The sequence below is a fragment of the Xanthomonas sp. LF07-6 genome (assembly GCF_034105445.1).
GTDB classification, from domain to species: domain Bacteria; phylum Pseudomonadota; class Gammaproteobacteria; order Xanthomonadales; family Xanthomonadaceae; genus Xanthomonas_A; species Xanthomonas_A sontii.
Genome location: NZ_JAXGGI010000009.1, coordinates 23067 through 49670 on the forward strand (window position 1 = coordinate 23067; position 26604 = coordinate 49670).

At 69.2% G+C, this 26604-nt stretch carries 30 protein-coding genes and 2 tRNA genes; 22 read left to right on the forward strand and 10 right to left on the reverse strand.

Annotated features, from left to right (window positions below; genetic code table 11):
• The first annotated feature begins 141 nt into the window (after positions 1–141).
• The 13 genes from SLW56_RS14140 to SLW56_RS14200 all read left to right on the forward strand — a co-directional run bounded on the left by SLW56_RS14140 (position 142) and on the right by SLW56_RS14200 (position 10950).
• Positions 142–474: a DnaJ domain-containing protein gene (locus tag SLW56_RS14140; RefSeq protein WP_010341396.1), complete on the forward strand. Its 333-nt coding sequence runs from the start codon at positions 142–144 to the stop codon at positions 472–474.
• A gap of 9 nt (positions 475–483) precedes the next feature.
• Positions 484–1152 (forward strand): ribulose-phosphate 3-epimerase, encoded by a 669-nt coding sequence (gene rpe / locus SLW56_RS14145; RefSeq protein WP_152236626.1) that lies wholly within the window; start codon positions 484–486, stop codon positions 1150–1152.
• A 1-nt stretch (position 1153) separates the two neighbouring features.
• Positions 1154–1636, forward strand: coding sequence for a GNAT family N-acetyltransferase (locus SLW56_RS14150; RefSeq protein ID WP_017913951.1), 483 nt, complete (start codon positions 1154–1156; stop codon positions 1634–1636).
• Positions 1637–1853: 217 nt separating this feature from the next.
• Positions 1854–2792 (forward strand): lipid kinase YegS, encoded by a 939-nt coding sequence (gene yegS, locus SLW56_RS14155; protein WP_267093046.1) that lies wholly within the window; start codon positions 1854–1856, stop codon positions 2790–2792.
• 260 nt (positions 2793–3052) lie between these two features.
• Positions 3053–4528, forward strand: coding sequence for an anthranilate synthase component I (gene trpE / locus SLW56_RS14160; RefSeq protein ID WP_026143672.1), 1476 nt, complete (start codon positions 3053–3055; stop codon positions 4526–4528).
• Positions 4525–5598 (forward strand): aminotransferase class I/II-fold pyridoxal phosphate-dependent enzyme, encoded by a 1074-nt coding sequence (locus SLW56_RS14165; RefSeq protein ID WP_320695014.1) that lies wholly within the window; start codon positions 4525–4527, stop codon positions 5596–5598. The genes trpE and SLW56_RS14165 overlap by 4 nt, the downstream gene beginning before the upstream one ends.
• Positions 5599–5625: 27 nt before the next feature.
• Positions 5626–6393: an SIMPL domain-containing protein gene (locus SLW56_RS14170; protein ID WP_267098992.1), complete on the forward strand. Its 768-nt coding sequence runs from the start codon at positions 5626–5628 to the stop codon at positions 6391–6393.
• Between the two features lie 10 nt (positions 6394–6403).
• Positions 6404–6982 (forward strand): aminodeoxychorismate/anthranilate synthase component II, encoded by a 579-nt coding sequence (locus SLW56_RS14175; RefSeq protein ID WP_017913955.1) that lies wholly within the window; start codon positions 6404–6406, stop codon positions 6980–6982.
• Between the two features lie 49 nt (positions 6983–7031).
• On the forward strand, positions 7032–7670 hold the full coding sequence (locus SLW56_RS14180; RefSeq protein ID WP_152238971.1) for a flavin reductase family protein: 639 nt from the start codon (positions 7032–7034) through the stop codon (positions 7668–7670).
• A gap of 9 nt (positions 7671–7679) precedes the next feature.
• A complete protein-coding gene (locus SLW56_RS14185; RefSeq protein ID WP_320695015.1) occupies positions 7680–8198 on the forward strand; it encodes a DUF3304 domain-containing protein in 519 nt (172 codons plus the stop codon).
• A complete protein-coding gene (trpD, locus tag SLW56_RS14190; protein ID WP_267098773.1) occupies positions 8195–9253 on the forward strand; it encodes an anthranilate phosphoribosyltransferase in 1059 nt (352 codons plus the stop codon). Before SLW56_RS14185 ends, trpD begins: the two co-directional genes overlap by 4 nt.
• 165 nt (positions 9254–9418) lie before the next feature.
• A complete protein-coding gene (gene trpC / locus SLW56_RS14195; RefSeq protein ID WP_017910188.1) occupies positions 9419–10216 on the forward strand; it encodes an indole-3-glycerol phosphate synthase TrpC in 798 nt (265 codons plus the stop codon).
• On the forward strand, positions 10213–10950 hold the full coding sequence (locus SLW56_RS14200; protein WP_267098772.1) for a haloacid dehalogenase-like hydrolase: 738 nt from the start codon (positions 10213–10215) through the stop codon (positions 10948–10950). The genes trpC and SLW56_RS14200 overlap by 4 nt, the downstream gene beginning before the upstream one ends.
• Positions 10951–10977: 27 nt before the next feature.
• On the opposite strand, the gene SLW56_RS14205 is transcribed toward SLW56_RS14200, so the two are convergent.
• The 3 genes from SLW56_RS14205 to crp all read right to left on the reverse strand — a co-directional run bounded on the left by SLW56_RS14205 (position 10978) and on the right by crp (position 13666).
• Positions 10978–11997: a glycoside hydrolase family 5 protein gene (locus SLW56_RS14205; protein ID WP_267098771.1), complete on the reverse strand. Its 1020-nt coding sequence runs from the start codon at positions 11995–11997 to the stop codon at positions 10978–10980.
• A gap of 193 nt (positions 11998–12190) precedes the next feature.
• The gene (locus SLW56_RS14210; RefSeq protein WP_017913961.1) at positions 12191–12949 is read right to left on the reverse strand and encodes a sulfite exporter TauE/SafE family protein; all 759 of its coding nucleotides are present in this window, start codon (positions 12947–12949) and stop codon (positions 12191–12193) included.
• Positions 12950–12976: 27 nt separating this feature from the next.
• On the reverse strand, positions 12977–13666 hold the full coding sequence (crp, locus tag SLW56_RS14215; protein WP_010341415.1) for a cAMP-activated global transcriptional regulator CRP: 690 nt from the start codon (positions 13664–13666) through the stop codon (positions 12977–12979).
• 147 nt (positions 13667–13813) lie between these two features.
• Here crp and speD point away from each other — a divergent pair, with 147 nt between their 5' ends.
• Together speD and SLW56_RS14225 are read left to right on the forward strand one after the other, a co-directional pair.
• Positions 13814–14608: an adenosylmethionine decarboxylase gene (gene speD, locus SLW56_RS14220; protein WP_017910332.1), complete on the forward strand. Its 795-nt coding sequence runs from the start codon at positions 13814–13816 to the stop codon at positions 14606–14608.
• 116 nt (positions 14609–14724) lie between these two features.
• Complete coding sequence (locus tag SLW56_RS14225) at positions 14725–15042, forward strand: multidrug efflux SMR transporter (RefSeq protein ID WP_017910331.1); 318 nt, start codon at positions 14725–14727, stop codon at positions 15040–15042.
• 24 nt (positions 15043–15066) lie between these two features.
• Here SLW56_RS14225 and SLW56_RS14230 read toward each other — a convergent pair whose 3' ends face one another.
• Complete coding sequence (locus tag SLW56_RS14230; protein ID WP_017910330.1) at positions 15067–15531, reverse strand: hypothetical protein; 465 nt, start codon at positions 15529–15531, stop codon at positions 15067–15069.
• Between the two features lie 228 nt (positions 15532–15759).
• A complete protein-coding gene (gene coq7, locus SLW56_RS14235; RefSeq protein WP_320695016.1) occupies positions 15760–16404 on the reverse strand; it encodes a 2-polyprenyl-3-methyl-6-methoxy-1,4-benzoquinone monooxygenase in 645 nt (214 codons plus the stop codon).
• Positions 16405–16619: 215 nt separating this feature from the next.
• Here coq7 and rplM point away from each other — a divergent pair, with 215 nt between their 5' ends.
• Together rplM and rpsI are read left to right on the forward strand one after the other, a co-directional pair.
• Entirely contained in the window at positions 16620–17048 is a 429-nt protein-coding gene (gene rplM / locus SLW56_RS14240; RefSeq protein WP_010341420.1) for a 50S ribosomal protein L13, read from the forward strand.
• Positions 17049–17050: 2 nt separating this feature from the next.
• Complete coding sequence (gene rpsI, locus SLW56_RS14245; protein ID WP_010341421.1) at positions 17051–17443, forward strand: 30S ribosomal protein S9; 393 nt, start codon at positions 17051–17053, stop codon at positions 17441–17443.
• Between the two features lie 479 nt (positions 17444–17922).
• On the opposite strand, the gene SLW56_RS14250 is transcribed toward rpsI, so the two are convergent.
• Together SLW56_RS14250 and SLW56_RS14255 are read right to left on the reverse strand one after the other, a co-directional pair.
• Positions 17923–17997, reverse strand: a tRNA-Gln gene (locus SLW56_RS14250).
• Between the two features lie 41 nt (positions 17998–18038).
• Positions 18039–18115 (reverse strand) — tRNA-Met (locus SLW56_RS14255).
• 120 nt (positions 18116–18235) lie between these two features.
• Between SLW56_RS14255 and SLW56_RS14260 the strand changes: the two genes are divergently transcribed.
• The 4 genes from SLW56_RS14260 to SLW56_RS14275 all read left to right on the forward strand — a co-directional run bounded on the left by SLW56_RS14260 (position 18236) and on the right by SLW56_RS14275 (position 20147).
• Positions 18236–18847, forward strand: a complete 612-nt coding sequence (locus SLW56_RS14260) for an RNA pyrophosphohydrolase (RefSeq protein WP_010341422.1) — start codon at positions 18236–18238, stop codon at positions 18845–18847.
• An 80-nt stretch (positions 18848–18927) separates the two neighbouring features.
• A complete protein-coding gene (locus tag SLW56_RS14265) occupies positions 18928–19137 on the forward strand; it encodes a (2Fe-2S)-binding protein (RefSeq protein ID WP_017912292.1) in 210 nt (69 codons plus the stop codon).
• A gap of 103 nt (positions 19138–19240) precedes the next feature.
• Entirely contained in the window at positions 19241–19711 is a 471-nt protein-coding gene (gene bfr, locus SLW56_RS14270) for a bacterioferritin (protein ID WP_017910327.1), read from the forward strand.
• Between the two features lie 88 nt (positions 19712–19799).
• A complete protein-coding gene (locus SLW56_RS14275; RefSeq protein ID WP_267083882.1) occupies positions 19800–20147 on the forward strand; it encodes a hypothetical protein in 348 nt (115 codons plus the stop codon).
• Between the two features lie 242 nt (positions 20148–20389).
• Here the strand turns inward: SLW56_RS14275 and SLW56_RS14280 are convergent, their stop codons facing one another.
• Genes SLW56_RS14280 through SLW56_RS14290 form a run of 3 tightly spaced genes read right to left on the reverse strand, consistent with a single transcriptional unit; the run spans position 20390 to position 25682 of the window.
• The gene (locus SLW56_RS14280; RefSeq protein ID WP_320695017.1) at positions 20390–23074 is read right to left on the reverse strand and encodes an ATP-binding protein; all 2685 of its coding nucleotides are present in this window, start codon (positions 23072–23074) and stop codon (positions 20390–20392) included.
• Between the two features lie 2 nt (positions 23075–23076).
• Positions 23077–25011, reverse strand: coding sequence for an EAL domain-containing protein (locus tag SLW56_RS14285; RefSeq protein ID WP_295910049.1), 1935 nt, complete (start codon positions 25009–25011; stop codon positions 23077–23079).
• Between the two features lie 41 nt (positions 25012–25052).
• The gene (locus SLW56_RS14290) at positions 25053–25682 is read right to left on the reverse strand and encodes a DUF4126 domain-containing protein (RefSeq protein ID WP_320695018.1); all 630 of its coding nucleotides are present in this window, start codon (positions 25680–25682) and stop codon (positions 25053–25055) included.
• A 186-nt stretch (positions 25683–25868) separates the two neighbouring features.
• On the opposite strand from SLW56_RS14290, the gene SLW56_RS14295 reads away from it, so the two are divergent.
• On the forward strand, positions 25869–26603 hold the full coding sequence (locus SLW56_RS14295) for a DUF6776 family protein (RefSeq protein ID WP_043093568.1): 735 nt from the start codon (positions 25869–25871) through the stop codon (positions 26601–26603).
• Position 26604: the final 1 nt, after the last annotated feature.

The window sequence follows — 26604 nt, forward strand, 5'->3', positions numbered from 1 at the left end:
GGCACTCCTACGGACTTCGCAATGGCGACCGTCCCGGGACCCGGCGGGCCCGCGGCGGACGGCGGGCCGCGTAGTGTACGGCCGGAATGCCCCGCTGTGCCGTAAAATGGCCGGCCCTGACGCCGCGCCCGCCCTTGCCCCATGCCCTGGTACGGAAAACTGCTCGGCGCCATCGCCGGGGCCCTGCTGCTGCGGCCCACGCCGGTGCTGGGCGCGTTGATCGGGCTGCTGATCGGGCACGCCTTCGACGCCGACTGGTTCAAGCTGTCCCAGCGCGAGGATCCCTACCGGGAACTCGGCCTGACCCGCGACGCCACCGACGCCGAGATCGAACTGGCCTATCGCCGGCTGATGTCCCAGTACCACCCCGACAAGGTCGCCAGCGCCAGCCCCGAGCTGCGCGCCCGCGCCGAGAAGAAGGCCAGCCAGCTCAACACCGCCTACGACCGTATCCGCACCCTGCGCAAGCGCTGAGATCCCGCCATGTCCGACTGCATCATCTCCCCGTCCATCCTGTCCGCCGATTTCGCCCGCCTCGGCGAGGAAGTGGATGCCGTGCTGCGCGCCGGCGCCGACTGGATCCACTTCGACGTGATGGACAACCATTACGTGCCGAACCTGACCATCGGCCCGATGGTCTGCCAGGCGCTGCGCAAGCACGGCGTCACCGCGCCGATCGACGTGCACCTGATGGTGGAACCGGTGGACCGGCTGATCCCGGATTTCGCCGAGGCCGGCGCCAGCATCATCAGCTTCCATCCCGAGGCCAGCCGCCACGTGCACCGCAGCATCCAGCTGATCAAGTCGCACGGCTGCAAGGCCGGCCTGGTGCTCAACCCGGCCACCCCGGTGGACATCCTCGACTGGGTGCTGGACGAGCTGGACCTGGTGCTGGTGATGTCGGTCAACCCGGGTTTCGGCGGCCAGGCCTTCATTCCCTCGGCGCTGGACAAGCTGCGCGCGATCCGCGCCCGCATCGACGCCAGCGGCAAGCCGATCCGGCTGGAGATCGACGGCGGGGTCAAGCCGGACAACATCGCCGCGATCGCCGCCGCCGGCGCCGACACCTTCGTCGCCGGCTCGGCCATCTTCAACGCGCCGGACTACGCCGAGGTGATCACGCAGATGCGCGCCGCGGTGGCGGGGCGCTGAGATGGCGGCGCTGCACATCCGCCCGGCGGTGGCCGACGATGCGGCGCTGATCCTGCGCCTGATCCGCGACCTGGCCCGCTACGAGCGCGCCGAGGACGCGGTGCAGACCGACGAGGCCGGCCTGCGCGCGACCCTGTTCGGCGCTGATGCCCGCGCGCAGGCGCTGATCTGCGAGGCCGACGGCCAGCCGATCGGCTACGCGGTGTATTTCTATAACTACTCCACCTGGCTCGGCCGCAACGGCCTGTACCTGGAAGACCTGTACGTGGACCCGGCGCACCGCGGCGTGGGCGCCGGCAAGGCGCTGCTGCAGCACCTGGCGCGGCAGGCGGTGGCCGAGGGCTGCGGCCGCTTCGAATGGTCGGTGCTGGACTGGAACCAGCCGGCGATCGACTTCTACGAAGCGGTCGGCGCCCGCGCGCAGGACGAGTGGACCGTCTACCGCCTGCAGGGCGAGGCGCTGGCCAGGTTCGCGGCCGGCTGAGCGGCGCCGGACGGCCAAAAGAAAAGAACCGCACCGTCGCCGGTGCGGCCCCTGGGAGAGAAATCGGAGGCTGATCCTGCCTCCATCCGTCTTCCTTGCTATGGTCTTCCATGTTCCGGACGCACGGTGACGTGCGTATGACAGCGCACCCGCCTGGATTCACGCATCGCGCATGCCGCGCCCGTTAGCCTGGGCGCCTCACCCCGGGATGGTTCGCATGGCTGCAGCGCATTGGCGTCTGATCCTCAACGGCAAATCGGCCGGCGACGAGGCGTTGCGCGAGGCGGTCATGGCCATGCGTACGCGCGGCGTGGCGCTGCAGGTGCGGGTGACCTGGGAGCAGGGCGATGCCGAGCGCTACGTGGCCGAAGCGGTGGCCGATGGTGCTGCGTGCATCGTCGCCGCCGGCGGCGACGGCACCCTCAGCGAGGTCGCCACGGCGCTGGCGCATCGCCAGGAACCGGGCGACGCGCTGCCGGCCCTGGGGCTGGTGGCGCTGGGCACGGCCAACGATTTCGCCACCGCGACCGGTATCCCGCTGCCACCGCTGGAGGCACTGGAGCTGATCGCCCGCACGCCGGCGCTGCCGATCGACCTGTTGCGCATCGAGGCCGAGCACGGCCCGCACTGGTGCGCCAACGTCGCCAGCGGCGGCTTCGGCACCCAGGTCACGGTGGAGACCGACGAAGGCCTGAAGAAGATGCTCGGCGGGCTGGCCTACCTGGTCACCGGCATGAGCCGGCTGGGCCGGATCGATCCGATCCGGGCCCGCTTCGAAGGGCCGGACTTTGCCTGGGAAGGCGATTTCATCGCGCTCGGCCTGGGCAACGGCCGCCAGGCCGGTGGCGGCCAGGTGCTGTGCCCGGACGCGCTGCTCGACGACGGCCTGCTCGACCTGACCCTGGTGCCGGAGCTGACCGGCGAGGTCGCCGCGACCCTGGGCACCCTGGTCACGTCCGGCAAGCAGGCCGCGCTGGAGCGGGTGGCGGTGCGCGCGCGCCTGCCGTGGCTGCGGATCGAAGCGGCGCAGCCGCTGACCCTGAACCTGGACGGCGAGCCGGAAACCTCGCGCCACTTCCGCATCGATTGCGTGCCCGGGCGCCTGCGCATGCATCTGCCGCCGGACTCGCCGCTGCTGCAGGCGCCAGAGCGCTAACCGCAGGTCGAGGGCCAGCCCGAAGGCCGGCGCCCATGTGGAAGGGACTTCAGTCCCGACGCGACGCCCTCGCCGACCGCTTCCACAGCGCGATCGATTGGTCGCGCCTGCAACCGTTGCCAGTCGCCGCAGTTGCGGTAAAGTAGCCGCCGTGTCCAGCCTGACGACCCCGCTTTCCTTCACTTCCGCTCGCCGTGCGTGGCGATGGTGGCCTGTAGCCGTCGTCCGCCCTGTCACCGAGTCCCGGAAGGAAAGCCGTCTTGATTACCCGCGAGCAGTTCCAGCGCTACGCCGCTGAAGGTCACACCCGCATCCCCGTCGTCCGCGAAGTGCTGTCCGACCTGGACACGCCGCTGTCGGTCTATCTCAAGCTCGCCGACGCCCCGCATACCTACCTGTTCGAATCGGTCGAAGGCGGCGAACGCTTCGGGCGCTACTCGATCATCGGCCTGCCGGTGCGCCGCGTGTACACCTTCCGCGGGCACACCCTGGAGGTGCGCGACCATGGCGAGCTGATCGAGCGCCGCGAGGTCGCCGATCCCTTCGCCGAGGTCGAGGCGCTGCGCGCCCAGCATGTGGTGCCCAAGCTGGCGGGCGTGCCCGGCTTCACCGGCGGCTTGGTCGGCTGGTTCGGCTTCGAATGCATCGGTTATATCGAGCCGCGCCTGGCCGGCGCTGTGGCACGCGACGAACTGGACACGCCTGACATCCTGCTGATGCTGTCCGAGGAAGTGGCGGTCTTCGACAACCTCAAGGGCCGGCTGTACCTGATCGTGCACGCCGACCCGGCCGAAGCCGACGCCTGGGAGCGCGCGCAGGCGCGCCTGGATACGCTCACCACGACGTTGCGCCAGCCCGGCGCCGGCTACCCCGCGCCGCTGGCGCGCGACGTGCTGGACGAGAGCGACTTCGTCTCCGGGTTCACCCGCGAGGGCTTCATCGCCGCGGTGGAGAAGTCCAAGGACTACATCCGCGCCGGCGACATCTTCCAGGTGGTGCTGAGCCAGCGCCTGAGCGTGCCGTTCACCGCGCGCCCGGTGGACGTGTACCGCGCGCTGCGTGCGCTGAACCCGTCGCCCTACATGTATTTCCTCGATGTCGGCGACACCCAGGTGGTCGGTTCCTCGCCGGAGATCCTGGTGCGGCTGGAGAACGGCCAGGTCACCGTGCGTCCGATCGCCGGCACCCGCCCGCGCGGCAAGACCCCGGAAGAGGACCAGGCGCTGGAGGCGGAACTGCTGGCCGATCCGAAGGAGCGCGCCGAACACCTGATGCTGATCGACCTGGGCCGCAACGATGCCGGCCGGGTCTCGCAGGCCGGCAGCGTCGCGGTCGGCGAGCGCTTCGTGATCGAGCGCTACAGCCACGTCATGCATATCGTCAGCGAAGTCACCGGCACCCTGCTGCCCGGCCTCAGCTACGCCGACGTGCTGCGCGCCACCTTCCCTGCCGGCACCGTCAGCGGCGCGCCGAAGATCCGCGCGCTGGAAGTCATCCGCGAGCTGGAGCCGATCAAGCGCAACGTCTACGCCGGCAGCATCGGCTACCTCGGCTGGCACGGCGACGCCGATACCGCCATCGCCATCCGCACCGCGGTGATCAAGCACGGCCGCCTGCACGTGCAGGCCGGCGCCGGCATCGTCTACGACTCCGATCCGCAGACCGAATGGGACGAGACGATGAACAAGGGCCGCGCGCTGTTCCGTGCGGTCGCCGAAGCGGCGAAGGGGCTGTGAACGCCGCCGCATCGCCGCGGATCGGCTTCCGCAACGACTACAGCGAAGGCGCGCATCCGCGCCTGCTCGCCGCGCTGGCCGCCGCCAGTGTCGAGCAGAACGCCGGCTATGGCCTGGACCGGCACAGCGCGCGCGCCGCGCAGCTGATCCGTGCCGAGATCGGCTGCGCCGACGCCGACGTACACCTGCTGGTCGGCGGCACCCAGACCAACCTCACCGCCATCGCCGCGTTCCTGCGTCCGCACCAGGCGGTGATCGCCGCGGCCTGCGGCCACATCGCCACCCACGAGACCGGCGCGATCGAGGCCACCGGCCACAAGGTGCTCACCGTGGACGCGGCCGACGGCCGGCTCACGCCGGAGCGAATCGCGCCGCTGCTGGCCGAGCACGGCAACGAGCACATGGTGGAGCCGCGGTTGGTCTACGTGTCCAACACCACCGAGGTCGGCACGATTTACCGCAAGCACGAACTGCAGGCCTTGCGCGCGTTCTGCGACGCGCATAGCCTGCTGCTGTTCCTGGACGGCGCGCGCATCGGCAGCGCGCTTACCGCCGAGGGCAATGATCTGCGCATGGCCGACGTCGCCGCGCTGACCGACGCGTTCTACATCGGCGGCACCAAGAATGGTGCGCTGCTCGGCGAGGCGCTGGTGATCCTCAACCCGGTGTTGAAAGCGGATTTTCGCTACCTGCTCAAGCAGCGCGGCGCGCTGCTGGCCAAGGGCATGGTGCTGGGCACGCAGTTCGCCGCGCTGTTCGAGGACGGGCTGTTCTACGAACTGGCCGCGCATGCCAACCGCATGGCCGCGCGGCTGCGTGACGGATTGACCGCCGCCGGTGCGCAGTTCGCCTCGGATTCGCCGACCAACCAGCTGTTCGTGATCCTGCCTGCCGCCGCGGTCGAGACCCTGGCACAGCGCTACGACTTCGAGCGCTGGCAGGTACTGGGCGACGGCCGTTGGGTGATCCGCTTCGTGACCTCGTGGGCGACGCAGGCCGATGCGGTCGACACGTTGATCGCGGATTTCGCCGCGCTGATCCACTCCGGCACGCCGCGTGCGGCCGGCTGACATTCCGCCAAGGAGAGGAAGATGAAAATCCGTACGCTCGTTGCCTGGGCCTTTGCCGCGGTGCTGGTCTTGCCGGCCGTCGCCAGCGCGCAGGTCAACAGCCTGCCGTCGCAGCCGCATTTGTTGGTGAAGGGGGAGGCGCAGCGCGAGGTGGTGCCGGACAGGTTCTCGCTACGCATCAACCTGCGCGCTGTGGATATGCAGCCCGACCTTGCTCGCAAGCGAATCCAGGCATCGGCGGAGCAGATTCTTTCAGCACTCAAAAGGAATCGTGCCTTGCAGGACAGCATCATGGCCTCCTCTTTGCAGATCCAACCCTCGTATCGCTTCTCGCCGCAAGGAGGAACTCAGGAGTTCGAGGGTACCGAGGTCAAGCGCAGCATTGGTGCCACGTTCCGGTCGCTCGACGATGCGCGCCAGTTCCTAAGCGGATTCAAGACCAGCCGTGAGGTCGAATTGTCTGGAATCCAGACTTCGTACAGCAAGGAGGACGAGATACGTATGCAGCTCAAGCGGGAAGCCGCCGAGCAGACCCGTGTTTCGGCAGAGGGGCTTGCCAAGGCCTATGGCGTTCGTATCCAGGGGCTTTACACCATCTCCGATGTCGCGCCTAGCTTTTCCTATGGCATCCAGGCTGGCACCTGGCCAGCCGCGCGCAACGTCCGCGCCGGCTTTGTGTCCTCTCCAGAGCCGCCTGCGCCAGCCAGCGACGTTGGCGCGATCGTCGACTCACTCGAAGCCGGCACCCTCACCCTCTCCGAAAACGTCTATGCGGTCTTCCTGATCGCGCAATGAGTCCTTCGCCATGCTGCTGATGCTGGATAACTACGACAGCTTTACCTACAACCTCGTGCAGTACCTGCAGGCGCTCGGCGCCGAGGTCAAGGTGGTGCGCAACGACGCGCTCAGCGTGGACGAAATCGAGCGCCTGGCGCCCGAGCGCATCGTCATCTCGCCGGGGCCGTGCACGCCGAACGAGGCGGGCGTGTCGCTGCAACTGATCGAGCGGCTTGGCCAGCGCACGCCGATCCTGGGCGTGTGCCTGGGCCACCAGAGCATCGGCCAGGTCTATGGCGGGCAGGTGGTGCGTGCCGGCACCATCATGCACGGCAAGACTTCGCGCATCCGTCACGAAGGCCGCGGCGTGTTCGCCGGCCTGCCGGACCGCTACGAGGCCACCCGCTACCACTCGCTGGTGGTGGAGAAGACCACGCTGCCCGACTGCCTGGAAGTGACGGCCTGGACCGAACACGACGACGGCACGGTGGAGGAGATCATGGGCCTGCGCCATCGTCAGTTCCCGGTCGAGGGCGTGCAGTTCCATCCCGAGTCCATCCTCACCGAGCATGGCCACGCCTTGCTGAAGAACTTCCTGGAGCGCTGAGCGCGCCGCGCCGGCGTCGCCCACTTCCCGTCACTGCCGGACCCTGCCGATGCACGAGCGCACCGACGCCTTCCATTTCTACGAACCGGCCAACGGCCACGGCTTGCCGCACGACCCGTTCAACGCCATCGTCGGGCCGCGGCCGATCGGCTGGATCGGTTCGCGCGGCGCCGACGGCGTCGCCAACCTGGCGCCCTACAGCTTCTTCAACGCCTTCAACTACGTCCCGCCGATCGTCGGCTTCGCCAGCATCGGCTGGAAGGACAGCGTGCGCAACATCGAGGCCACGGGCGAGTTCACCTGGAACCTGGCCACGCGGCCGCTGGCCGAGGCGATGAACGCCAGTTCCGCCGCGGTGGCGCCGGAGGTGGACGAGTTCGCGCTGGCCGGCCTGACCGCCGCGCCCTCGCGCCTGATCGGTGCGCCGCGGGTGGCCGCCAGCCCGGTCAGCTTCGAATGCCGGCTCAGCCAGTTGCTGCCGCTGCAGAGCGCACGCGGCGAGCCGATCCAGACCTGGCTGGTGCTGGGCGAGGTGGTCGGCGTGCACATCGCCGAGCACGCCCTGCACGACGGCATCTACGACCCGGCCGCGGTCGCCACCCTGCTGCGCGCCGGCGGCCCGGCCGACTACTTCGAGGTGCTGGCGCAAGGGCGCCTGCGCATGTCGCGGCCGACGCAGGCGCGCTGAGCCCATCACATGCAAAACAGAAAAACAAAAAAACACATCCAGTACTGGAATTCATTGTCCATGCTTGTCGCCTGCATCTCATTAAGTGGTTGCGGCAATGATCGCTTGCCCGCATCTGTGACTGGCTACAATCACATGAGCGATTGGAGCATCGAGAGATTTACAGTCGACGGCGCAAGTGGACCCAACCTTTCGCCTGAGGAAGGGGGTGGTGGGGGGTCATGTTGTGCGTCCATTCCAAGGCATTGGCATCCGGGAATGAAGGTCAAGATCCAATGGGCCTATGACACCACGCAAAATGGCCCGCAGCCCCCATCGCCGCAAGAAGCAATTGTTGATCTACCCCAATATCCAAGCCAAGGCGGGGATATTCAAGTGCATTTTTATCCAGGCCATAAAGTCAAGGTAGTAATTTCGGAATATGGCATTGGACACCCTCTTTACCCCATGAGCGAAGAAGATAAACGCCCCTGGGAAACCCGAAAAGATCTACTTCTTCCCCAGCTACGAGCAGCTCCTCTCCCATGACCATCACCCCCCAGCAAGCCCTGCAACGCACCATCGAGCACCGCGAGATCTTCCACGACGAGATGGTGGGGCTGATGCGGCAGATCATGCGCGGGGAGGTGTCGCCGATGATGACCGCGGCCATCCTCACCGGGCTGCGGGTCAAGAAGGAAACGGTCGGCGAGATCGCCGGTGCGGCGGTGGTGATGCGCGAGTTCTCGCGCACCGTGCCGGTCGTCGACCGCACCCACATGGTCGACATCGTCGGTACCGGCGGCGACGGCTCGCACACCTTCAACATCTCCACCTGCGCGATGTTCGTGGCCGCGGCGGCCGGCGCCAAGGTCGCCAAGCACGGCAACCGCAGCGTCTCCTCCAAGTCCGGCAGCGCCGATGCGCTGGAGGCGCTGGGCGCGGCGATCGAACTGCAGCCCGAGCAGGTGGCGCAGGCATTGGCGGCGACCGGCATCGGCTTCATGTACGCCCCGGTGCACCACCCGGCGATGAAGGTGGTGGCGCCGGTGCGGCGCGAGATGGGCGTGCGCACCATCTTCAACATCCTCGGCCCGCTGACCAACCCGGCCGGCGCGCCGAACATCCTGATGGGCGTGTTCCACCCCGACCTGGTCGGCATCCAGGCGCGCGTGCTGCAGGAACTGGGCGCCGAACGCGCGCTGGTGGTGTGGGGCCGCGACGACATGGACGAACTCTCCCTCGGCGCCGGCACCCTGGTCGGCGAGCTGCGCGACGGCCAGGTCCGCGAGTACGAGGTGCACCCGGAGGATTTCGGCATCGCCATGTCGGCCAGCCGCAACCTCAAGGTCGCCGACGCCGCCGAATCGATGGCGATGCTGCGCGCCGTGCTCGACAACGTGCCCGGCCCGGCCCTGGACATCGTCGCCTTCAACGCCGGCGCGGCACTGTATGTGGCCGGCCTGGCCGAAGACATCGGCGCCGGCATCGCCCTGGCGCGTGCGGCCATCGCCGATGGGCGTGCGCGGGCGAAGCTGGAGGCGTATGTGGCGTGTACGCAGGGTCTGGTGGGGGCCCGGGACCCGGGACCCGGGGCCCGGTAGGAGCGCAGTTCGCCGATCTGCGGCGATTGGCGTCCGGCCATCCCGTCGTCAGTTGCAACGCGTGCATGGCGGCTTAGGCTGTTGCGGGTCCCGGGTCCCGGGTCCCGGGTCCCTTCTTTACCCCACATCGCCGATAATCCGGCCATCCCCCAGGATTCCCACCGCATGAGCAGCGACATTCTCCGCACCATCCTCGCGCGCAAGGCCGACGAGATCGCCGAGCGCAGCGCGCGCGTGCCGCTGGCCGAGCTGGTCGCCCGCGCGGAGGCCATGCCGCCCACCCGCGGCTTCGCCCGCGCGCTGCAGGCGGCCATCGCCAACGGCGACCCGGCGGTGATCGCCGAGGTCAAGAAGGCCAGCCCGTCCAAGGGTGTGATCCGCCCGGACTTCCACCCGGCCGACATCGCGGTCAGCTACGAATTCGGCGGCGCCGCCTGCCTGTCGGTGCTGACCGACGAGGACTTCTTCCAGGGCCACGACCGCTATCTGCAGCAGGCGCGCGATGCCTGCACGCTGCCGGTGCTGCGCAAGGATTTCACCATCGATCCATACCAGGTGTACGAGGCGCGCACGCTCGGCGCCGACTGCATCCTGCTGATCGTGGCCGCGCTGGACGACCTGCAACTGGCCGAGCTGTCGTCGCTGGCCCTGCAGCTGGGCATGGACGTGCTGGTGGAAGTGCACGACATCGACGAACTGGAGCGCGCGCTGCAGGTGCCGGCGCCGCTGATCGGCATCAACAACCGCAATCTGCGCACCTTCGAGGTGTCGCTGCAGACCACCCTGTCGATGCAGGACGCGGTGCCGCGCGACCGCCTGCTGGTCACCGAAAGCGGCATCCTCGGCCCCGACGACGTGGCGCTGATGCGCGGCGCCGGCGTGCACGCGTTCCTGGTCGGCGAGGCGTTCATGCGCGCCGAGGAGCCGGGCGAAGCGCTGCGCCAGCTGTTCTTCGCGGCATGAGCGGGCAGGACGCCAGTCCGTACCCGCTGCCGCGCGCCGATGCGCCGCTGGTGGTGTTCGATTTCGACCACACCCTGTACGACGGCGACTCCGGCAGCCACCTGTTCGCCTGGCTGATCAAGCGCAATCCGCTGCGCCTGGCCGCCGCGGTGCTGGCCACCCCGTTGCTGGGGCCGCTGGTGGCGATGCTGCCGACCCGCCGCACCGGCATCTCCGGCTACGTCTGGATCGCCAGCTTCGGCCTGCGCCGCGCGCGCGCGTTCAACCGCATCATCGACCAGTACGTGCTGCAGCATCAGGCGCAGATCCGCCAGCGGCTGCTGCCGCAGGCGCTGGAGGTGTTCGCCCGGCACCGCGCCGCCGGCGATCGCGTGGTGGTCGCCACCGGCGCGCCGCCGGAACTGGCGCGCGCCATCCTCGGCTTCGTCGCGCACCAGGACGTGCCGGTGGTCGGCAGCCTGATCGGCCCGCGCCTGGGCGCGGTCACCGCCACCCGCCACTGCCACAACGAGGAAAAGATGCGCATGCTGCGCGAACTGGGCTACGGCGAGATCGCCATGGCCTATTCCGACAGCACCGCCGATCTGCCGCTGCTGCAGGCCGCGGCCGCGCCGGTGGTGGTCAATCCCAAGCACGGCGCGGTGGCGGTGTTCCGCCGGCTGTTGCCGTCCGGCACGCCGATCCTCAACTGGGGCTGCCGCGACCGCGCCGGCGACGCTGGCGGTTCCCGCTAGCGCGCGCCGCGGCGGGGAAGGCCGGCGTCAGCCGCCGGCAGCCCCGCGGTAAGCGCTGTCGCTGCCCACCAGCGCATGGTGCAGCGGCGCGATCCATTGCCCGCGGTCGATGTCGTAGGCGCCGAAGCTGCCCTCGAACTCCCAATACGCCCAGGCGAAATGGCGTTTCTCGGCGGCGTTGACCACCGCCACCGTCCAGGCCAGGCGATCGGCCGGCGGCGCCTGCTCGTAGGCACCGAACTCGCCCAGCAGTACCTGCCGGTGATGCGCCTTGGCCCAGGCCGCGATGCGGTCGAACTCGCCGTAGAGCTTGGTCCGGTCGGCTGCGCTGCCCCAGCTCACGCCGGTGTGGTCGCGGATGTCCGCCGGGGCCCACGGCGCGCCCTGGTGGGTGAAGCGGAACGGGTTGTAGTAGTGCACGGTGACCAGCAGGTGCGCATCGTCGTCGGGCAGGCGCAGGCTGTCGAGCGCGGTGAAGGAATTGCTGCTGGCCGGGCCCACCACCACCGTGCGGGTCGGGTTGTCGCGGCGGATGATCTGCAGCGCATCGCGCAGCAGGTCGTTCCACACCGCGCTGGTCATCTGGCCGTTGGGCTCGTTGAGGATCTCGAACAGCACCGACGGCGGCGCATGGCGGTAGCGCGGGGCGACCTGGCTCCAGAACGCCAGCAGCCTGGTCCGGCACACCGCCGCGTCGGCCGCGCAGGGGTGGAAGTCGTGTTCGTCCAGGATCACGTTCAGGCCCGCGGCGGTGGCTTGGTCGACCACCGTGTCCAGCGTCTTCAGCCAGGTCGGGTCGAGCCGGTTGTCCGCGTCCATGTGTGCGAACGCCTGCAGGTTGACCCGCACCGTGCGGAAGCCACCGTCGCGGATCGTGCGGTACAGCGGCGGACGGAAGCGCGCCTTCGCCGGATCGTTCCACAGCGGGTCGTAGCCGAGGATGTTGACCCCGCGCCCGAGCCGGGCGAAGGCGTCGTCGGCCTGCGCGCGCGGCGCCGGCAGCACCAGGCACAGCAAGGCCAGGAACAGCGGAAGGGCACGGCGCATGGCGGTCTCGCGGGGCAGGGAGGGGCGAGACGCGCAGCCATCTGCGGCGGCATCCCGGCCGCGATCATCGCGCGGCCCACCCCGGCAAAAGCGAACGCGGCCTGACCGCAGATCGGGTCACCAGCGCAACGGCTTCAGGCGCCGCGGAGACCGCCTTTGCGAATCCCCAATCCCGACTCCCAAATCCCGGGCCTCACCCCAACCACCGATACAGCGCCCCGCCCACCTGATACAGGCTGATGCCCAGCACCAGCAGGCCCACCGCCACCAGCACCCAGCGCTCGCGCACGCGCTTGACCAGCAGCGCCGCCAGCGGCGCGGCGAGCATGCCGCCGACCAGCAGGCCGAGCACGATGTCCAGGTGCTGCACGCCCATGGTCAGCAGGAAGGTCAGCGAGATCGACAGCGTCACCAGGAACTCGGCGGCGTTGACCGTGCCGATGGTGGTGCGGGCCTGGCCGCCGTGGGCGAGCAGGGTCGAGGTCGCCACCGGGCCCCAGCCGCCACCGCCGCTGGCGTCCAGCAGGCCGGCGACGAAACCCAGCAGCGGCACCCGCCGCACCTCGCGGCGCGGCAGCGCACGGCCGGCCGCGCGCAGCAGGATCAGCACCGCCAGGGCCAGCAGATACAGATAGACGAAGGGGCGGATCAGCTCGCCCGGCAACTGGGTCAGCACGTAGGCGCCGGCGACCCCGCCGACCATGCCCGGCAGCGCCAGGCGCAGGAACAGCCGCTTGTCGACGTTGCCCAGGGCCAGGTGCGACAGGCCCGAGGCGCCGGTGGTGAACACCTCGGCGCTGTGCACGCTGGCGCTGACCACCGCCGGCGGCAGGCCCAGGCTCAGCAGGACCGAGGACGAAACCAGGCCGAAAGCCATGCCCAGCGCGCCGTCCACCAGCTGGGCGGCCAGGCCGACCAGCACGAACCAGTAGAAGGTCTCGCTCAGCACCATCGTGCCGGGCCTATCGACCCATGGCGGTCAGCGCGCGCCGTACAGCACCACGGTCTTGCCGCGGGCGTGCAGGATGCCGTCGACCTGCAGCTTCTTCAGCACGCGGCCGGCCATCTCGCGCGAGCAGCCGACCAGTCGCGCCAGTTCCTGCCGCGACACGCGCAACTGCATGCCCTGCGGGTGGCTCATCGCCTCCGGCTCCTGGGCCAGGTCGTGCAGGGTGCGCACGATGCGGTCGGTCACGTCCAGGAACGCCAGGCGGCTGGCCTTGCGCGAGGTGTCCAGCAGGCGCTTGGACAGCTGCACGCCGATCGCGTACAGCACCCGTGGCGCATCGGACGACAGCGAGCCCAGGAACAGCTGGTGCAGGCGCTCGTAGCTGATCTCGGCCAGTTCGCAGGGCGTGCGGGTGCGCAGGATCACCTCGCGCTGGTCGGACTCGATGAACAGGCCCATCTCGCCGACGAACTCGCCGCTGCCGAAATAGCCCAGCACCAACTCGCGGTCGTCATCTTCCTCGGCGATGATGCTGACCGAGCCGCTGACCACGTAGTACAGGGTGCCGGCCGGATCGCCTGGCCTGAACACGTCCGTCCGCGCCGGATAGCGGCGACGGTGGCTGTGGGCCAGGAAGCGGTCGATGGTGGCGGTGTCCAACGTCAAAGGACTTGGAGCGATGCGCACAGGTGCTGCAGTGGATGTGTTTCCGGGGCTCATGGCGGCTTCGCTACGGCGTAATTCCCGAAGCTTAACGGGACGCGTTCGCGGCGGCAAACAAGAGACGGACGCCACGTTTCGCAGCGCGGCCATTTGGCTCATAATTGATTGGCTTTCCCCCCGACCCACTTCCAGAGGATCCACGCCGTGGTCAAACCGTTGCCTCGCCTGAGGCTGCAAGGTTTCAACAACCTCACCAAGGCGTTGAGCTTCAACATCTACGACGTCTGCTACGCGATCTCCGAAGAGGAGCGCCAGCGCTACATCGAGTACATCGACGAGCAGTACGACGCCGATCGCCTGACCCAGATCCTCACCGATGTGGCCGAGATCATCGGCGCCAACATCCTGAACATCGCGCGCCAGGACTACGATCCGCAGGGCGCTTCGGTGACGATCCTGATCTCCGAGGAGCCGGTCATCGACAAGAAGGCGGCGGGCAAGGAGATCATTTCCGACGCCGTGGTCGCGCACATGGACAAGAGCCACATCACCGTCCATACCTACCCGGAAACCCATCCGCAGCACGGTATCGCCACGTTCCGCGCCGACATCGATGTCGCCACCTGCGGCGTGATTTCGCCGCTGAAGGCCCTCAATTACCTGATCGAGAGCCTGGAATCGGACATCGTGATCATGGATTACCGCGTGCGCGGCTTCACCCGCGACGTGAAGGGCAAGAAGCACTACATCGACCACAAGATCAACTCGATCCAGAACTTCCTGGCCAAGAACGTCAAGTCGCGCTACGAGATGTTCGACGTCAACGTCTATCAGGAGAACATCTTCCACACCAAGATGCACCTGAAGGACTTCGACCTGGACCAGTACCTGTTCGAGGAAAAGGCCAAGAATCTCTCGTTCAAGGAGCGCATGCGCATCGAGGCGCTGCTCAAGCGCGAGATCGAGGAGCTGTTCCACGGGCGCAACCTGTCCGAGTAAGCGCTCCACACCGGCGGGACGGCCCGCCCGCAGCACGCGCTGCGACCCCTGCCGACGGCGGCCCGATGTGCAGACATCGGGCCGTTTTCGTTTTCATTTGTCTACGGAGAAAGACAATGCCCTGGATCTACCTGCTGCTCGCCGGTCTGTTCGAGATCGGCTTCGCCCTCGGCCTGAAGTACAGCGAAGGCTTCACCCGGCCGTGGCCGACCGTGGCCACCCTGGCCGGTGCGGGCCTGAGCCTGTGGCTGCTGACCCAGGCGCTCAAGCACATCCCGCTGGGCACCGCCTATGCGATCTGGACCGGGATCGGTGCGCTGGGCACGGCGGTGCTCGGCATCGCCCTGTTCGGCGACAGCGCCTCGCCGGCGCGGTTGGCCTGCATCGGCCTGATCGTGGTCGGGGTGATCGGCCTGAAGCTGGTCGGGCACTGAGCGCAGCCCGCGCGCGCGTGGGCCTCAGGCGGCGGCGATGCGGCGCCGGGTCAGCACCCGGCCGATCAGCAGCCGGTGCGCGACCACCGCCAGCAGGGCGGCGATCGACAGCGCGATCAGCGCGCGGGTGAACACGCTGCCGAGGTTGCCGGCGTGCTGCAGCTGGTCCAGGCGCCCGAAGCGTGCGGGATCGGCATTGGCGTAGGCGATCTCGACCGTGGCGCCGTCCAGCAGCAACGGCGCGGCCTCCGCGCCGCTGGCCTCGAAGGCGCCGCTGTGCAGGCGGCCCTTGCTCTCGAACACATAGTGGAAGCGGTAGCGCACCAGTGGCTCGGTCTGCACGCCGAAGGCGCCGTCGGCGATCACCGGGACGGTGGCGACGGAATGGTCGCGCAGGATCGCGCTGGCCTGGCGGTAGTCGCCGAGCAGGTGATGCAGCAGGGCGCCGCCGCCGATCGCGAACAGGGTCGCGAACAGCAGGCGCGACAACCAGCGGGTCCGGGGCGATGGCAGATGGGGCGAGGATGCGGGCATGACAGTCTGCAGGCGGAGCGCACACGGGCGCGACTCGGCACGGGTACATCGGTGGCTGCGGCACATGGCGATACCGCAGCCGGAACGGCGGGCGCCGACGTGGAATCAGTCAGCGTTCGTTCACTTTAACGCGATCGGGCCGGCAATGCCAGCCGGGGCGGCATCGGCCCGACCGGCGGGCGGCTACAGCCGATAGGCGACGGCCTTCATCAGCCGCGAGGCGGCGGCCATGACCGTGGGGATCGGCGGCGGCAGGCGCCGCGCCCCGGCCTGTTCGGCATGCTCGGCGTGGCGGGCCTCGTCGGCCTTCATCACTGTCAGCACGTCGCGGCTGCGCAGGTCCGCCGGCGGCAGGGTCTGCAGGTGCTCGTCCAGGTGCGCCTCGACCTGGCGCTCGGTCTCGACCACGAAGCCCAGGTTCCAGCCGTCGCCGCGCAGCCCGGCCAGGGTGCCGATCGCGTAGCTGCCGGCGTACCACAGCGGGTTGAACAGGCTGGGGCGGCTGTCCAGCTCGCGCAGCCGCGCCGCGCACCAGGCCAGGTGGTCGGTCTCTTCCTGCGCCGCCTCCAGCAGGTGCGCACGGGTGGCCGGATCGCGCGCGACCGCGGCCTGGCCGAAATACAGGCCCTGTGCGCAGACCTCGCCGACGTGGTTGATGCGCATCAGGCCGGCGGCATGGCGGCGCTCGTCCGGCGCCAGCACCTCATCGGCGGTGGCCGCGGCCGGGTAGGGGCGCTGCGCCGGCGGGTCGCCGAATACGGTCTCCAGCGCGCGCTGGGCCTCGACCAGGGCGCGATCGAGCGGGGAGTGCTGGCGGCTGGTCGTCATGGGGGAAGCCCGGAAGCAGTGGGGATCCCGATTTTCGCCGCCGGCCGGTGTGCTGCCAAGCGCGCCACCGACCCTGGCACCGCAGGTCTAGGGCGCACTTGCGCGCGGCGGCCGGGCCACGTAGAATTCCGCCTCTTGCGTTTTTGCAATTCACAACGCGTGGCAAAGTTCCGGCCGTTCGCTGCAGGAATCCGCCCGACCAACCGAGTCTGATCATGAGCACCTTCACTGCTAAGTCCGAGACCGTCCAGCGCGACTGGTATCTCGTCGACGCCGCCGGCAAAACGCTGGGCCGGCTTTCCACCGAACTGGCCCGCCGCCTGCGCGGCAAGCACAAGCCGGTCTACACCCCGCACGTCGATACCGGCGATTACCTGGTGGTGATCAACGCCGAGAAGATCGTCGTCACCGGCAACAAGCTCAAGGACAAGAAGTACCACCGCTTCACCGGCTACATCGGCAACCTGAAGACCGAGAGCCTGGAGCAGGCGCTGGAGCGCCACCCGGAGCGCGTGATCGAAATCGCGGTCAAGGGCATGCTGCCCAAGGGCCCGCTGGGCCGCGCGATGTACCGCAAGCTCAAGGTCTATTCCGGTGCGGAGCATCCGCACGCCGCTCAGCAGCCGCAGGTTCTGGATATCTAATCATGGCGATTTCGCAAAACTACGGCACTGGCCGCCGCAAGTCCTCCACCGCCCGCGTGTTCCTGCGCAAGGGCACCGGCAACATCTCCGTCAACGGCCGTCCGCTGGACGAGTTCTTCGGTCGCGAGACCGCGCGCATGATCGTGCGCCAGCCGCTGGAACTGACCAAGAACACCGAGAGCTTCGACATCCTGGTCACCGCCACCGGCGGCGGCACCACCGGCCAGGCCGGTGCGATCCGCCTGGGCATCGCCCGTGCGCTGGTCGAGTACGACGAAACCCTGAAGACCGAGCTGCGCAAGGCCGGCTTCATGACCCGCGACGCCCGCGAAGTCGAGCGTAAGAAGGTCGGTCTGCACAAGGCCCGTCGCGCCACCCAGTTCTCCAAGCGCTGATCCATCGCGCCTGGCGTGGGCTCCCTCGGGAGCCTGCTGGGGACCAAGCAAGAGCCCGGCTTCGGCCGGGCTTTTGTCGTTCTAGGGTTGTGGTTTGTGCTGGCAAGTGCAGTGGTGGTCGTCGAGGCTCTGCCTCGTTGGATCTACTCACGGGCTTGGGCGGTCGCCGGCCTGATTGGAGGTCCGGGGTCGCTGGGAGGTTTCCTGCCTCACGCTCGAGGTCGCGCGCCCTGCTGCCGAAATGCTTCCGATGAAGTTCATAGGCTCGCGCCTGCTTCCAACGATCCGCATTCCATCTGGTGGAGTAGCCCCCTTGGAGTCCAAGGGCGCGCGCCGACAGGCGCGGGGATGTGGAAGCGGAAGGGCTGGGGCCCACATCTTGCGCAGCAAGATGTGGGGCGTAGGCGCGAAGCGCCTGCGCAAACCCCGCGCCAAACAAAAAAAGAAGGCCGATCTTTCGATCGGCCTTCTTTTTTGTTTGGCTGCCCCGGATGGATTCGAACCACCGAATGCCTGAGTCAGAGTCAGGTGCCTTACCGCTTGGCGACGGGGCAATGTGGACTGCAAGTATCGCACGCCTTGGGCGTACACACCATGGTGGCTATGGGTGGACTCGAACCACCGACCCCAGCATTATGAGTGCTGTGCTCTAACCGGCTGAGCTACATAGCCCTGGTGAACCGCCAATTCTTATGGAGAAGCGGGCGGCTGTCAACGGGTTTCTGCGCTGCTTGTGGCCCGGCCGCAGCCATGGCAGAGTCGGAGCCAGTAGATTTTTCAGGAGTCCGCATCGTGATCGATCCGGACGGCTATCGACCGAACGTAGGCATCGTGCTGATGCGGCCGGATGGTCAGGTGTTCTGGGCACGCCGTGTGCGCCGGGACGGCTGGCAGTTCCCGCAAGGCGGCATGAACACCGACGAGACCCCGGTGGAGGCCATGTACCGCGAGTTGCGCGAAGAAACCGGGCTGTTGCCCGAGCATGTGGAAGTGCTCGGCGCCACCCCCGGTTGGCTGCGCTATCGCCTGCCCAGCCGGGCTATCCGCCGCAACGAGCGCCAGGTCTGCATCGGCCAGAAGCAGGTCTGGTTCCTGCTGCGGATGCAGTGCGACGAGAGCCAGCTGAATCTGGAACTGACCGAGACGCCGGAGTTCGACCACTGGCGCTGGGTCGATTTCTGGTACCCGGTGGAGCACGTGGTGCTGTTCAAGCGCGGGGTCTATGCGCGGGCGCTGCGCCACCTGGCGCCGCTGGCGCAGACCATCGCCGGCGCCGGCATCCGCGCCATGCCGACCCTGGCCCAGGAGGCCTGGCTGCCGGGCAATACGGCGGGCCACGAGCGGCCGCGCAAGCGTCCACGCAAGCGCGGCGGACCGTGGGCGGCGCGGATTAATAACGATTAACGGGCGGAATTGACAACCATTCTCACTTTGGTTTGAATGGGCGCCAGGCGCAGTCCGCGCCGTCCGCCGCCAAGCCCGCCGTGTACGTCTGCATCTGCAATGGGGTCACCGATCGCCAGATCCGCGAAGCCGCCGAAGCCGGCTGCCGCAGCGTGTCCGAACTGACCATGCGCACGGGCTGCGGGGCCACCTGCGGCTCCTGCTTGGACATGGCCGGCGACCTGCTGGAGCGCGCGCTGAGCCGCGAGCTGCCCCTGCCGGTGCTCGGCGGCCTGGCCCGCGCCGCCTGAGGCCGTCGCCGCGCTGCAGCGCGGGATGATCACGATTCGCGTTCCTTCACGTCGCAGCGCGATTCGCTAGAGTCTGCGCTTTCCGGCTTACGCGAGCGATGCAATGAAGGGCGACAGCAAAGTCATCGAGTTCCTCAACAAGGTCCTCTACAACGAGCTGACTGCGATCAACCAGTACTTCCTGCACGCCAAGATGCTGAAGAACTGGGGCCTGAAGGAACTGGCCGAGCACGAGTACAAGGAATCCATCGACGAGATGAAGCACGCCGACAAGCTGGCGGACCGCATCCTGTTCCTCGAGGGGCTCCCCAACTTCCAGGCGCTGGGCAAGCTGCGCATCGGCGAGAACCCCAAGGAAATCCTCGAGTGCGACCTGGCGCTGGAGCAGGACGGCACGGTCACCCTGCGCGAAGGCATCGCCTACGCCGAATCGATCCAGGACTACGTCAGCCGCCAGCTCCTGGCCGACATCCTGGAATCGGAAGAAGAGCACATCGACTGGCTGGAAACCCAGCTCGACCTGATCGACCGGATCGGCGAGCCGAACTACCTGCTGACCAAGCTCGACGACTGAATCGTCGGCGCATGAGGCCGCGACGCGTGGCTGGCGCAAGGACGCCGCTGATCCAGCGCAGCGGCACACGCTGCTTCTGCGCGAATCCATGGTGACGACATGGCACCCGCATCGTGCGGCGTTGCCCTTTCTGTTGGAACGGCTTCCGCCACGACGCGTTGCAGGGCCGAAAGTCGCCGCTGATCCCGAACAGCAGCACGTGCCGCTCCTGCGCGAATCCATGCGGCCGACATGGCATCGGCATCGCACCACCTCGCTCTCCTGTGTGAGCGGCTTCAGCCGCGACGCGTTGATGGTGATCGTCGCGGCTGAAGCCGTTTCCGCACGCACCGGGCAGGCGGCGACTGCGGCGGTACGGCGCAAGCGCAGCGAGACCTTCCTGTGCGGACCGCCGCAACACGTCGCTGTTGAATCTCGCGGCGTCCTCTGCGCGTGATCGCGGGCGGAGCATGCGGCTTGGCGAAGATCATGCAGGTGCACCACGACAGCCATGCATACACAGCGCCACTGTTCCTGTAAGAGCGGCTTCAGCCGCGATGGCGTTACCGGTAGCGTCTTGTCGCGCTGAAGCGGGCCTACAAGAAAGGCAGTAGGCCGTGCGTCGATGTCTTCGATGCACTGTGGCCGGGTCTTGCGGGCGATCGTGTGCCTGCAGACGCGCCGTAGCGCGATACCGCGCTAGGGTTCGGCGGGTTCGGCGGTGTCGCGGACGCTGGCGCGGTAGCCGTTCAGCGCCAGGCGCGCACGCGCGAACTCGGCGATCACCAGGGCGACCGCGACCACGGGGCGATCCAGCGTGCCGGTGCGCACGCCCGACTCGATGCGCAGCGCCGCCGCCGACAGCGCCAGCGCGCCGAGGTTGGCGGCCGAGGACTTCAGCGTGTGCGCGGCCTCGCGCAGCACGTCGCTCTGCGCCGTCGCCGCAGCCTGCTCCAGGCGCTGGATCAGCAGCGGCGCATCGGCCAGGAACAGCTCGACGATCTGCGCCACGCTGGCCGAGCCGATGACCTCGCGCAACTCGTCGAGCACGGCGATCTCCAGCACCGGCGCCGGTACCGCTGATGGCGGTTCCGGATCGTCTGCCTCCGGCGCGGCGAGCGGCGGCGTCGACGTTGCGGTGGCGCCGCGCGATGCCAGGTCCTGTTCCAACGCAGGCGCTGCCGGGGGGGAGTCGAGCGTGGCGTGATCGGGCGATGGCAGCGAGGCGGTCGACGTGGTGGTGGGGCTGGACGCCGTGGCGGCGTCCGTCGTGTGCAGGGTGGTGTGGCGAGTGTCCTGCGCTTCGACGTGCACCACGTCGGCGAGCGCGCCCGCCGCTGGCCCGCTGGCGATCGCCGCGGATCCGTCCGCGGCTGCATCCGCCTCCGGCGCGAACGCCGCGCTGGCCGGCGCGGCCGCCGGCTGCAGCGGCAGCCAGCGCTGCAGGCAGTCCTCCAGCCGCGCGCGGTCGAGCGGCTTGGACAGGTAATCGTCCATGCCGGCATCGAGGCAGCGCTGGCGGTCGCCGGCCATCGCATTGGCGGTCATCGCCACGATCGGCAGGCGCGGGCGCGACGCATCGGCCTCGCGCTGGCGCCACTGCCGGGTAGCGGCGTAGCCGTCCAGCACCGGCATCTGGCAGTCCATCATCACCAGGTCGTACGGCTGCCGCGACAACTGCGCCAATGCGGCGGCGCCGTCCTCGACGCTGTCGGCGTGGTGGCCGAGCGATTCCAGCAGCCGCCGCGCCACCATCAGATTGACCGGATTGTCCTCGACCAGCAGCAGGCGGTAGCCGCTGCGCGGCGGCGGCGCTTCGGCCACGACGGTCGTCGGTTCCGCGGCGCGGGCCGGCGCGGGGGCGTCCATGAGGTCCGTCGCGAAGGCGTCGTGGTAGAACGCGTCGGCGGTGTCGGCGCCATCGCCAGCGGTCTCGCTGGCCAGGCTCGGCGTCGCCGGGGCCAGCGCCAGCATGCTGCGCAGGTCGATGTCCGCCGCCTGCCGCGACAGCAGCGCGCCGTGCGCGCGGATTTCCTCGGGAATGTCGGCCTCGCCGTACAGCCAGATCAGCCGTGCGGTCTGTGGCGCCGGCAGGCGCGCCACCGCCCGTTGCAAGGCGCGCGCGCTCTGCCGCAGCCCGTCCAGGTCGCCGATCACCAGATCGTAGGTCGGGCGCACGCTACCGCCACTGCCGTTGCCGCGCAGCCGCTCCAGCGCCTCCTGGGTCGAATCGACCTTGCTCACCTGCACGCCCCAGTTCGGCAGCAGCACGCTCAGGCGCTGCTGCAGGCGCTGGTCGGCGCCGACCAGCAGCGCATGCAGCCGCGGCAGGCCGCCTGGATTCTGCGGCAGGTCGCCGATCACCTTCAGCAGCGGGATCTCGAACCAGAACGTGGCGCCCTGGCCCTGCCGCGACGCCACGCCGATGCGCCCGCCCATCAGTTCGACGATGCGCTTGCAGATGGTCAGGCCCAGCCCGGTGCCGCCGTACAGGCGGGTGGTGGAGGCGTCGGCCTGGGTGAAGGCCTGGAACAGGTGCTCCTGGCGCTCGGCGCTGATGCCGATGCCGGTGTCGCGCACCTCGAAGCGCAGCAGGTGCTGTGCCGGGGTCTCGCCGAGCCGGCGCACGCCCAGGTCGATGCCGCCGCGCGCGGTGAACTTGACCGCGTTGCCGAGCAGGTTGCTCAGCACCTGGCGCAGGCGCACCGGGTCGCCGCGCACCGGCAGGCGTACCGCCGCGTCCAGTTGCAGCGCCATGCGCAGGCCCTTGGCCTCGGCCGCGCGCTGCATCAGCTCCAGCACGCCGTCGAGCAGTTCGCGCAGGTTGAAGGTGGTGATCTCCAGCTCCAGCCGGTTCGCTTCCAGCTTGGAGTAGTCCAGGATGTCGTCGACGATGCGCAGCAGTTGCAGCGAGGAGGTGTTGGCCGCGCGCAGCATCTCGCGCTGGTCCAGGCCGAGTGGGCCGCGCCCGATCAGTTCCAGCATCGGGATGATGCCGTTGAGCGGGGTGCGGATTTCGTGGCTCATCGTCGCCAGGAACTCGCCCTTGGCCAGCACGGCGGCCTCGGCGGCCTGCTTGGCCTGCAGCAGTTCCTGTTCCAGCCGCTCGCGCACGTGCACGTCGTGCTGCAGGGCGTTGCGCTCGGACTCGGCCAGCGCGGCACGCGCCAGCGCCGCATCCAGGCGTTCGATCTGCTGGCGCGCGCGGCAGCCAGCCAGGGTGGCCAGCGCGGCGGCGGCGGCCATGCACAGCGGCGCCAGCCAATGCCACAGCGGCGGCAACGGCAGCGCCAGCGGCGGCAGCGCCAGCAAGGTGCCGGCGACGGCGAGCGCCGCGGCGAAGGTCGCCGGCCGCGGAACGGGCCGACGTCTGCGGACGGACATGGCTAGAGCACCGCGTTCTGGAAGTCGAAGTTCAGCTGGTCGCCGACCGACTGCACCAGGTTGCCCTGGATGAAGTCGACCCCGCCCATCCACATCGCGGCCGCGGCCTGCGCCTGTTCGATCTGCTGGCCGATGATCAGCAGGCCGGCGCGGTGTGCCAGGTCGATGGTGGCGCGCAGCTGGTCGCGCAGTTCGGGATCGGCATGCGCGCCGGCGAAGCGTGCCGACAGGCGCAGATAGCCCAGCGGCAGATGCGCCAGTAGCGCTTCGGCCTCGGCGCCCGGTTCGAACTGGCTGATGCAGAACTGCACGCCCAGCGGCATCAGCCGTGCGCAGAACTGCTGCAGCGTGGCGGTGTGGACCAGCGCATCGTCCAGGCGCAGGTCGATCACCAGCGAGGTGCCGGTGACGCCACGCCGGCCGATGGTGTCGATCAGCCATTCGGCGAAGGCGGTGCGCGCCAGCGTGCGCGTGGACTGCGAGACGAACAGGCGCAGCGGCGGAGTGGCGTGCTGGTACAGGTGCAGCAGGCCCAGCGCGTGGTCCAGCACCTGCTGGTCGAGGTCGGCGAGGCGTCCGCCGGCCTCGGCGGCCGGCAGCACCTGGCCGGCCGAGAGCAGGCTGCCGTCGCGCTGGCGCAGGCGCAGCAGGACCTGGTACTGGGCGATGTCGCCGCCGGCGACGGCGACGATCGGCTGGTAGGCCGGTTCCAGTTGTCCCTCCAGCATTGCGATGCGCTGCAGGTCCTCGTCCGTGCGCGGCGGCACGTAGGCGGCGATGCTCTGCGGATGCAGCCGCGCCTGCAGCGCGGTGCGTTCGACCGCTTCGAGCGCGCTGCCAGCGTCCTCGAAGCCATGGCCGAAGTCGGCGTAGCCGATCGCGCAGCGCAGGTGCAGCGCCTCGTCCTCGCGCAACGGGAAGGCGTGGCCGGACAGGGTGTCGCGCAGGCTCTGCGCGCGTTGCCGCTGCGCGTCGGCATCGGCGTCGTCGGCCAGCAACAGGAAGCTGTTGTCGTTGAGCCGCGCCAGCGGCTGCGGCGCGGTGATGCCGGCCAGGCGGCGCCCGGCCTGCACCATCAGCCGCTCGAACGCAGCGTAGCCATAGCGTTCGCGCAGGCCGAGCGCGCTGGCGATCTCGATGAAGTACAGGCTGCCGGGGCGGCGCGCGCGCAGCGTCGTGTCCAGCAACTGCAGCACGTGGGCGCGGGTCGGCAGGCCGGTCTCGGGGTTGTTCAGCGGCACCGCCTCGGCGTGGCCTTGCTGGGCCTGCTGGCGGGCGCGGCGGATGCGGTTGGAGACCGCGGCGATCAGGTGCCGCGGCCGGATCGGCTTGGTCAGGAAGTCGTCGGCGCCGCTGTCGAGCACTTCGTATTCCAGTTCCGGATCGGCGTCGCCGGACAGGAACACGATCGGCAGCAGCTGGTGCTGCGGCTGCTGGCGGATCAGCGCGGTCAGGCGCATGCCGTCCAGTCCCGGCATGTGCAGGTCCATCAGGATCAGGTCCGGCCGGTAGTCGACGATGGCCTGCTGCACGCCTTCGGCCTGCATCTGCACCTGCGCATGCATGCCGGCGCCATGCAGCACGCTCTGCGCGAACAGCGCCTGCGCGCGGTCGTCCTCGACGATCAGCACGCGGTACGGCGCGGCCGCGGCCGGTGCGGCGGGATCGGGGGCGGCGTCGGCGACGACGAAGGCGGCCGCGTTGGCGTCGGCGGTGCCGTCGTCGTGCTCGCTTGCGGCCAGTGGCGTGGCGGCTGCCGCCAGTTCGGTGGGCACCGGAGCGGCCAGGCCGTCACCGGCGACAGGGTCGGCGGGCGCCGCGCGCTCCGCATCGCCGACCCAGCGCCGCCAGTAGTGCGGCGGCGGGGTCTCGGCGCGGACATGGCGCGCGCGCGCGTCCTCGCGATGGGAAAGCGGAGCGGTGTCGTTGGCGGGCATCGCGTCTGGTTCCTGGGGCGCGTCCAATTATGCGACGAAGTTCACGATGGCTGTGCGCCGGGCTGCGAGGGGTTGCCGGTCGGTGCCGTCGGCGAGGCCAGCAGGCGGCGCATGCCCCGCCACAGCAGGCGCCATGTCCACCACACCAGCAACGCGCCGAGCGCGCTCGCCGCCAGCACGACGGTCAGTGCCAGCCACGGGTGCGCGAGGGCCAGGGCCAGCGTGGCGATCACCACCGAATCTTCGGCCAGCGAGGCGATCCAGTTGCTGGCCGGTTCCGGCGAGGTGTTGAGCAGGGCGCGGGTGCCGGCCTTGAGCGCGTGGCTGGTCAGCGCCACGCCCGCGCCGGTGGCCAGCGCGCCGGCGCTCAGCTGGCCGTCGGGCGAAAGCGTGGCCGCGGCCAGGAAGGCGCCGGCCGGAATCCGGGTCAGGGTCTGCAGCAGGTCCCACACCGAATCCACGCCGGGGATCTTGTCGGCGAAGAACTCGGCCAGCGCCAGCGCGCCGGAGGTGCCGAGCACCCACCACGACTGCGTCGCCTGCAGTGCCGGCGGCAGCTCCAGCCAGCCGAGCAGGCCGGCCAGGCCGATGCCGAACACGGTCAGGTAGACGCGGATGCCGGCCAGCCAGGCCAGCAGGATGCCGATTACGAAGAGATGGGCGTCGGTCATGGCAGGCGCTCCTGCAACTGCACGGATGCCGGCCACTATCGGCCAAGCCCGCCACGAAGGCCAGCCCGCGGCGCGGGCCGGCCGCGCAGTCCGGCGCCGCTCAGGAGGGTGGCTTACACTAGGTGGCCCAGCAGGCCGACCCGCGAGGATCGACGCCGGCGCCGCCTCGGTGGCGCGGCAGCGCGCATGAACCGACCCGTTCCCCGTTTCCAGATCGTGGCCAATGGCGCCGCGCCCCGCCGCGGCCGCGGGCTGTGGTTGCTGCTGGCCGGGCTGTGGCTGCTGTCGCTGGCGCTGACCTGGTGGCTGGCCAGCCGCCAGGCCGCGCCGCGGCTCGGTGCGGTCAGCGCGCAGTTGCGCGAGGCCGAACGCAACCTGCAGGCGCAGCAGCGGCAGATCGAGACGCTCAACCAGCGCCAGGCGACCCTGGCCCGTTCCGACCAGATCAGCCGCGCCGCCAACAACGAGGTGCAGAGTTCGCTGGCCGAGCGCGACGAGGAGATCGCCGGGCTGCGTGCCGACGTGGCGTTCTACGAGCGCCTGGTCGGCGCGACCAGCCAGCGCAAGGGCCTGAGCGTGCATTCGGTGGAGTTCTCCGCCGAGGCCGGCGGCACCTGGCGCTACAACGTGGTGCTGACCCAGAACCTCAACCGCGGCGCGATCAGCCAGGGGCAGCTGCGGCTGACCGTGGAAGGCGTGCGCGGCGGCAAACTGACCAGCGTCGGCTGGGACGAACTGCACCAGAAGACCGGTGTGCCCGGGCAGGACTACTCGTTCCGCTACTTCCAGCAACTGGACGGCAGCGTGATCCTGCCCAAGGGCTTCACCCCGCAGCGGGTGCGGGTGGCATTGAGCGGCGGCGGGGCGCCGGTCAGCCAGACCTTCGATTGGACATTGGCCGGTAACGGCAAAGGGGAATAAT

What these genes read in the sequence shown, in the direction of transcription:
- SLW56_RS14180 (WP_152238971.1), top strand. Translation starts at nt 7,032, where the DNA reads ATGCACGAGCGCACCGACGCCTTCCATTTCTACGAACCGGCCAACGGC.
- SLW56_RS14275 (WP_267083882.1), top strand. Translation starts at nt 19,800, where the DNA reads ATGGTGACGACATGGCACCCGCATCGTGCGGCGTTGCCCTTTCTGTTG.
- bfr (WP_017910327.1), top strand. Translation starts at nt 19,241, where the DNA reads ATGAAGGGCGACAGCAAAGTCATCGAGTTCCTCAACAAGGTCCTCTAC.
- trpD (WP_267098773.1), top strand. Translation starts at nt 8,195, where the DNA reads ATGACCATCACCCCCCAGCAAGCCCTGCAACGCACCATCGAGCACCGC.
- SLW56_RS14290 (WP_320695018.1), bottom strand. Translation starts at nt 25,682, where the DNA reads ATGACCGACGCCCATCTCTTCGTAATCGGCATCCTGCTGGCCTGGCTG.
- SLW56_RS14150 (WP_017913951.1), top strand. Translation starts at nt 1,154, where the DNA reads ATGGCGGCGCTGCACATCCGCCCGGCGGTGGCCGACGATGCGGCGCTG.
- crp (WP_010341415.1), bottom strand. Translation starts at nt 13,666, where the DNA reads ATGAGCCCCGGAAACACATCCACTGCAGCACCTGTGCGCATCGCTCCA.
- trpC (WP_017910188.1), top strand. Translation starts at nt 9,419, where the DNA reads ATGAGCAGCGACATTCTCCGCACCATCCTCGCGCGCAAGGCCGACGAG.
- SLW56_RS14285 (WP_295910049.1), bottom strand. Translation starts at nt 25,011, where the DNA reads ATGCCCGCCAACGACACCGCTCCGCTTTCCCATCGCGAGGACGCGCGC.
- rpe (WP_152236626.1), top strand. Translation starts at nt 484, where the DNA reads ATGTCCGACTGCATCATCTCCCCGTCCATCCTGTCCGCCGATTTCGCC.
- rplM (WP_010341420.1), top strand. Translation starts at nt 16,620, where the DNA reads ATGAGCACCTTCACTGCTAAGTCCGAGACCGTCCAGCGCGACTGGTAT.
- coq7 (WP_320695016.1), bottom strand. Translation starts at nt 16,404, where the DNA reads ATGACGACCAGCCGCCAGCACTCCCCGCTCGATCGCGCCCTGGTCGAG.
- SLW56_RS14225 (WP_017910331.1), top strand. Translation starts at nt 14,725, where the DNA reads ATGCCCTGGATCTACCTGCTGCTCGCCGGTCTGTTCGAGATCGGCTTC.
- SLW56_RS14200 (WP_267098772.1), top strand. Translation starts at nt 10,213, where the DNA reads ATGAGCGGGCAGGACGCCAGTCCGTACCCGCTGCCGCGCGCCGATGCG.
- SLW56_RS14140 (WP_010341396.1), top strand. Translation starts at nt 142, where the DNA reads ATGCCCTGGTACGGAAAACTGCTCGGCGCCATCGCCGGGGCCCTGCTG.
- SLW56_RS14185 (WP_320695015.1), top strand. Translation starts at nt 7,680, where the DNA reads ATGCAAAACAGAAAAACAAAAAAACACATCCAGTACTGGAATTCATTG.
- SLW56_RS14280 (WP_320695017.1), bottom strand. Translation starts at nt 23,074, where the DNA reads ATGTCCGTCCGCAGACGTCGGCCCGTTCCGCGGCCGGCGACCTTCGCC.
- SLW56_RS14205 (WP_267098771.1), bottom strand. Translation starts at nt 11,997, where the DNA reads ATGCGCCGTGCCCTTCCGCTGTTCCTGGCCTTGCTGTGCCTGGTGCTG.
- SLW56_RS14210 (WP_017913961.1), bottom strand. Translation starts at nt 12,949, where the DNA reads ATGGTGCTGAGCGAGACCTTCTACTGGTTCGTGCTGGTCGGCCTGGCC.
- SLW56_RS14175 (WP_017913955.1), top strand. Translation starts at nt 6,404, where the DNA reads ATGCTGCTGATGCTGGATAACTACGACAGCTTTACCTACAACCTCGTG.
- rpsI (WP_010341421.1), top strand. Translation starts at nt 17,051, where the DNA reads ATGGCGATTTCGCAAAACTACGGCACTGGCCGCCGCAAGTCCTCCACC.
- SLW56_RS14295 (WP_043093568.1), top strand. Translation starts at nt 25,869, where the DNA reads ATGAACCGACCCGTTCCCCGTTTCCAGATCGTGGCCAATGGCGCCGCG.
- yegS (WP_267093046.1), top strand. Translation starts at nt 1,854, where the DNA reads ATGGCTGCAGCGCATTGGCGTCTGATCCTCAACGGCAAATCGGCCGGC.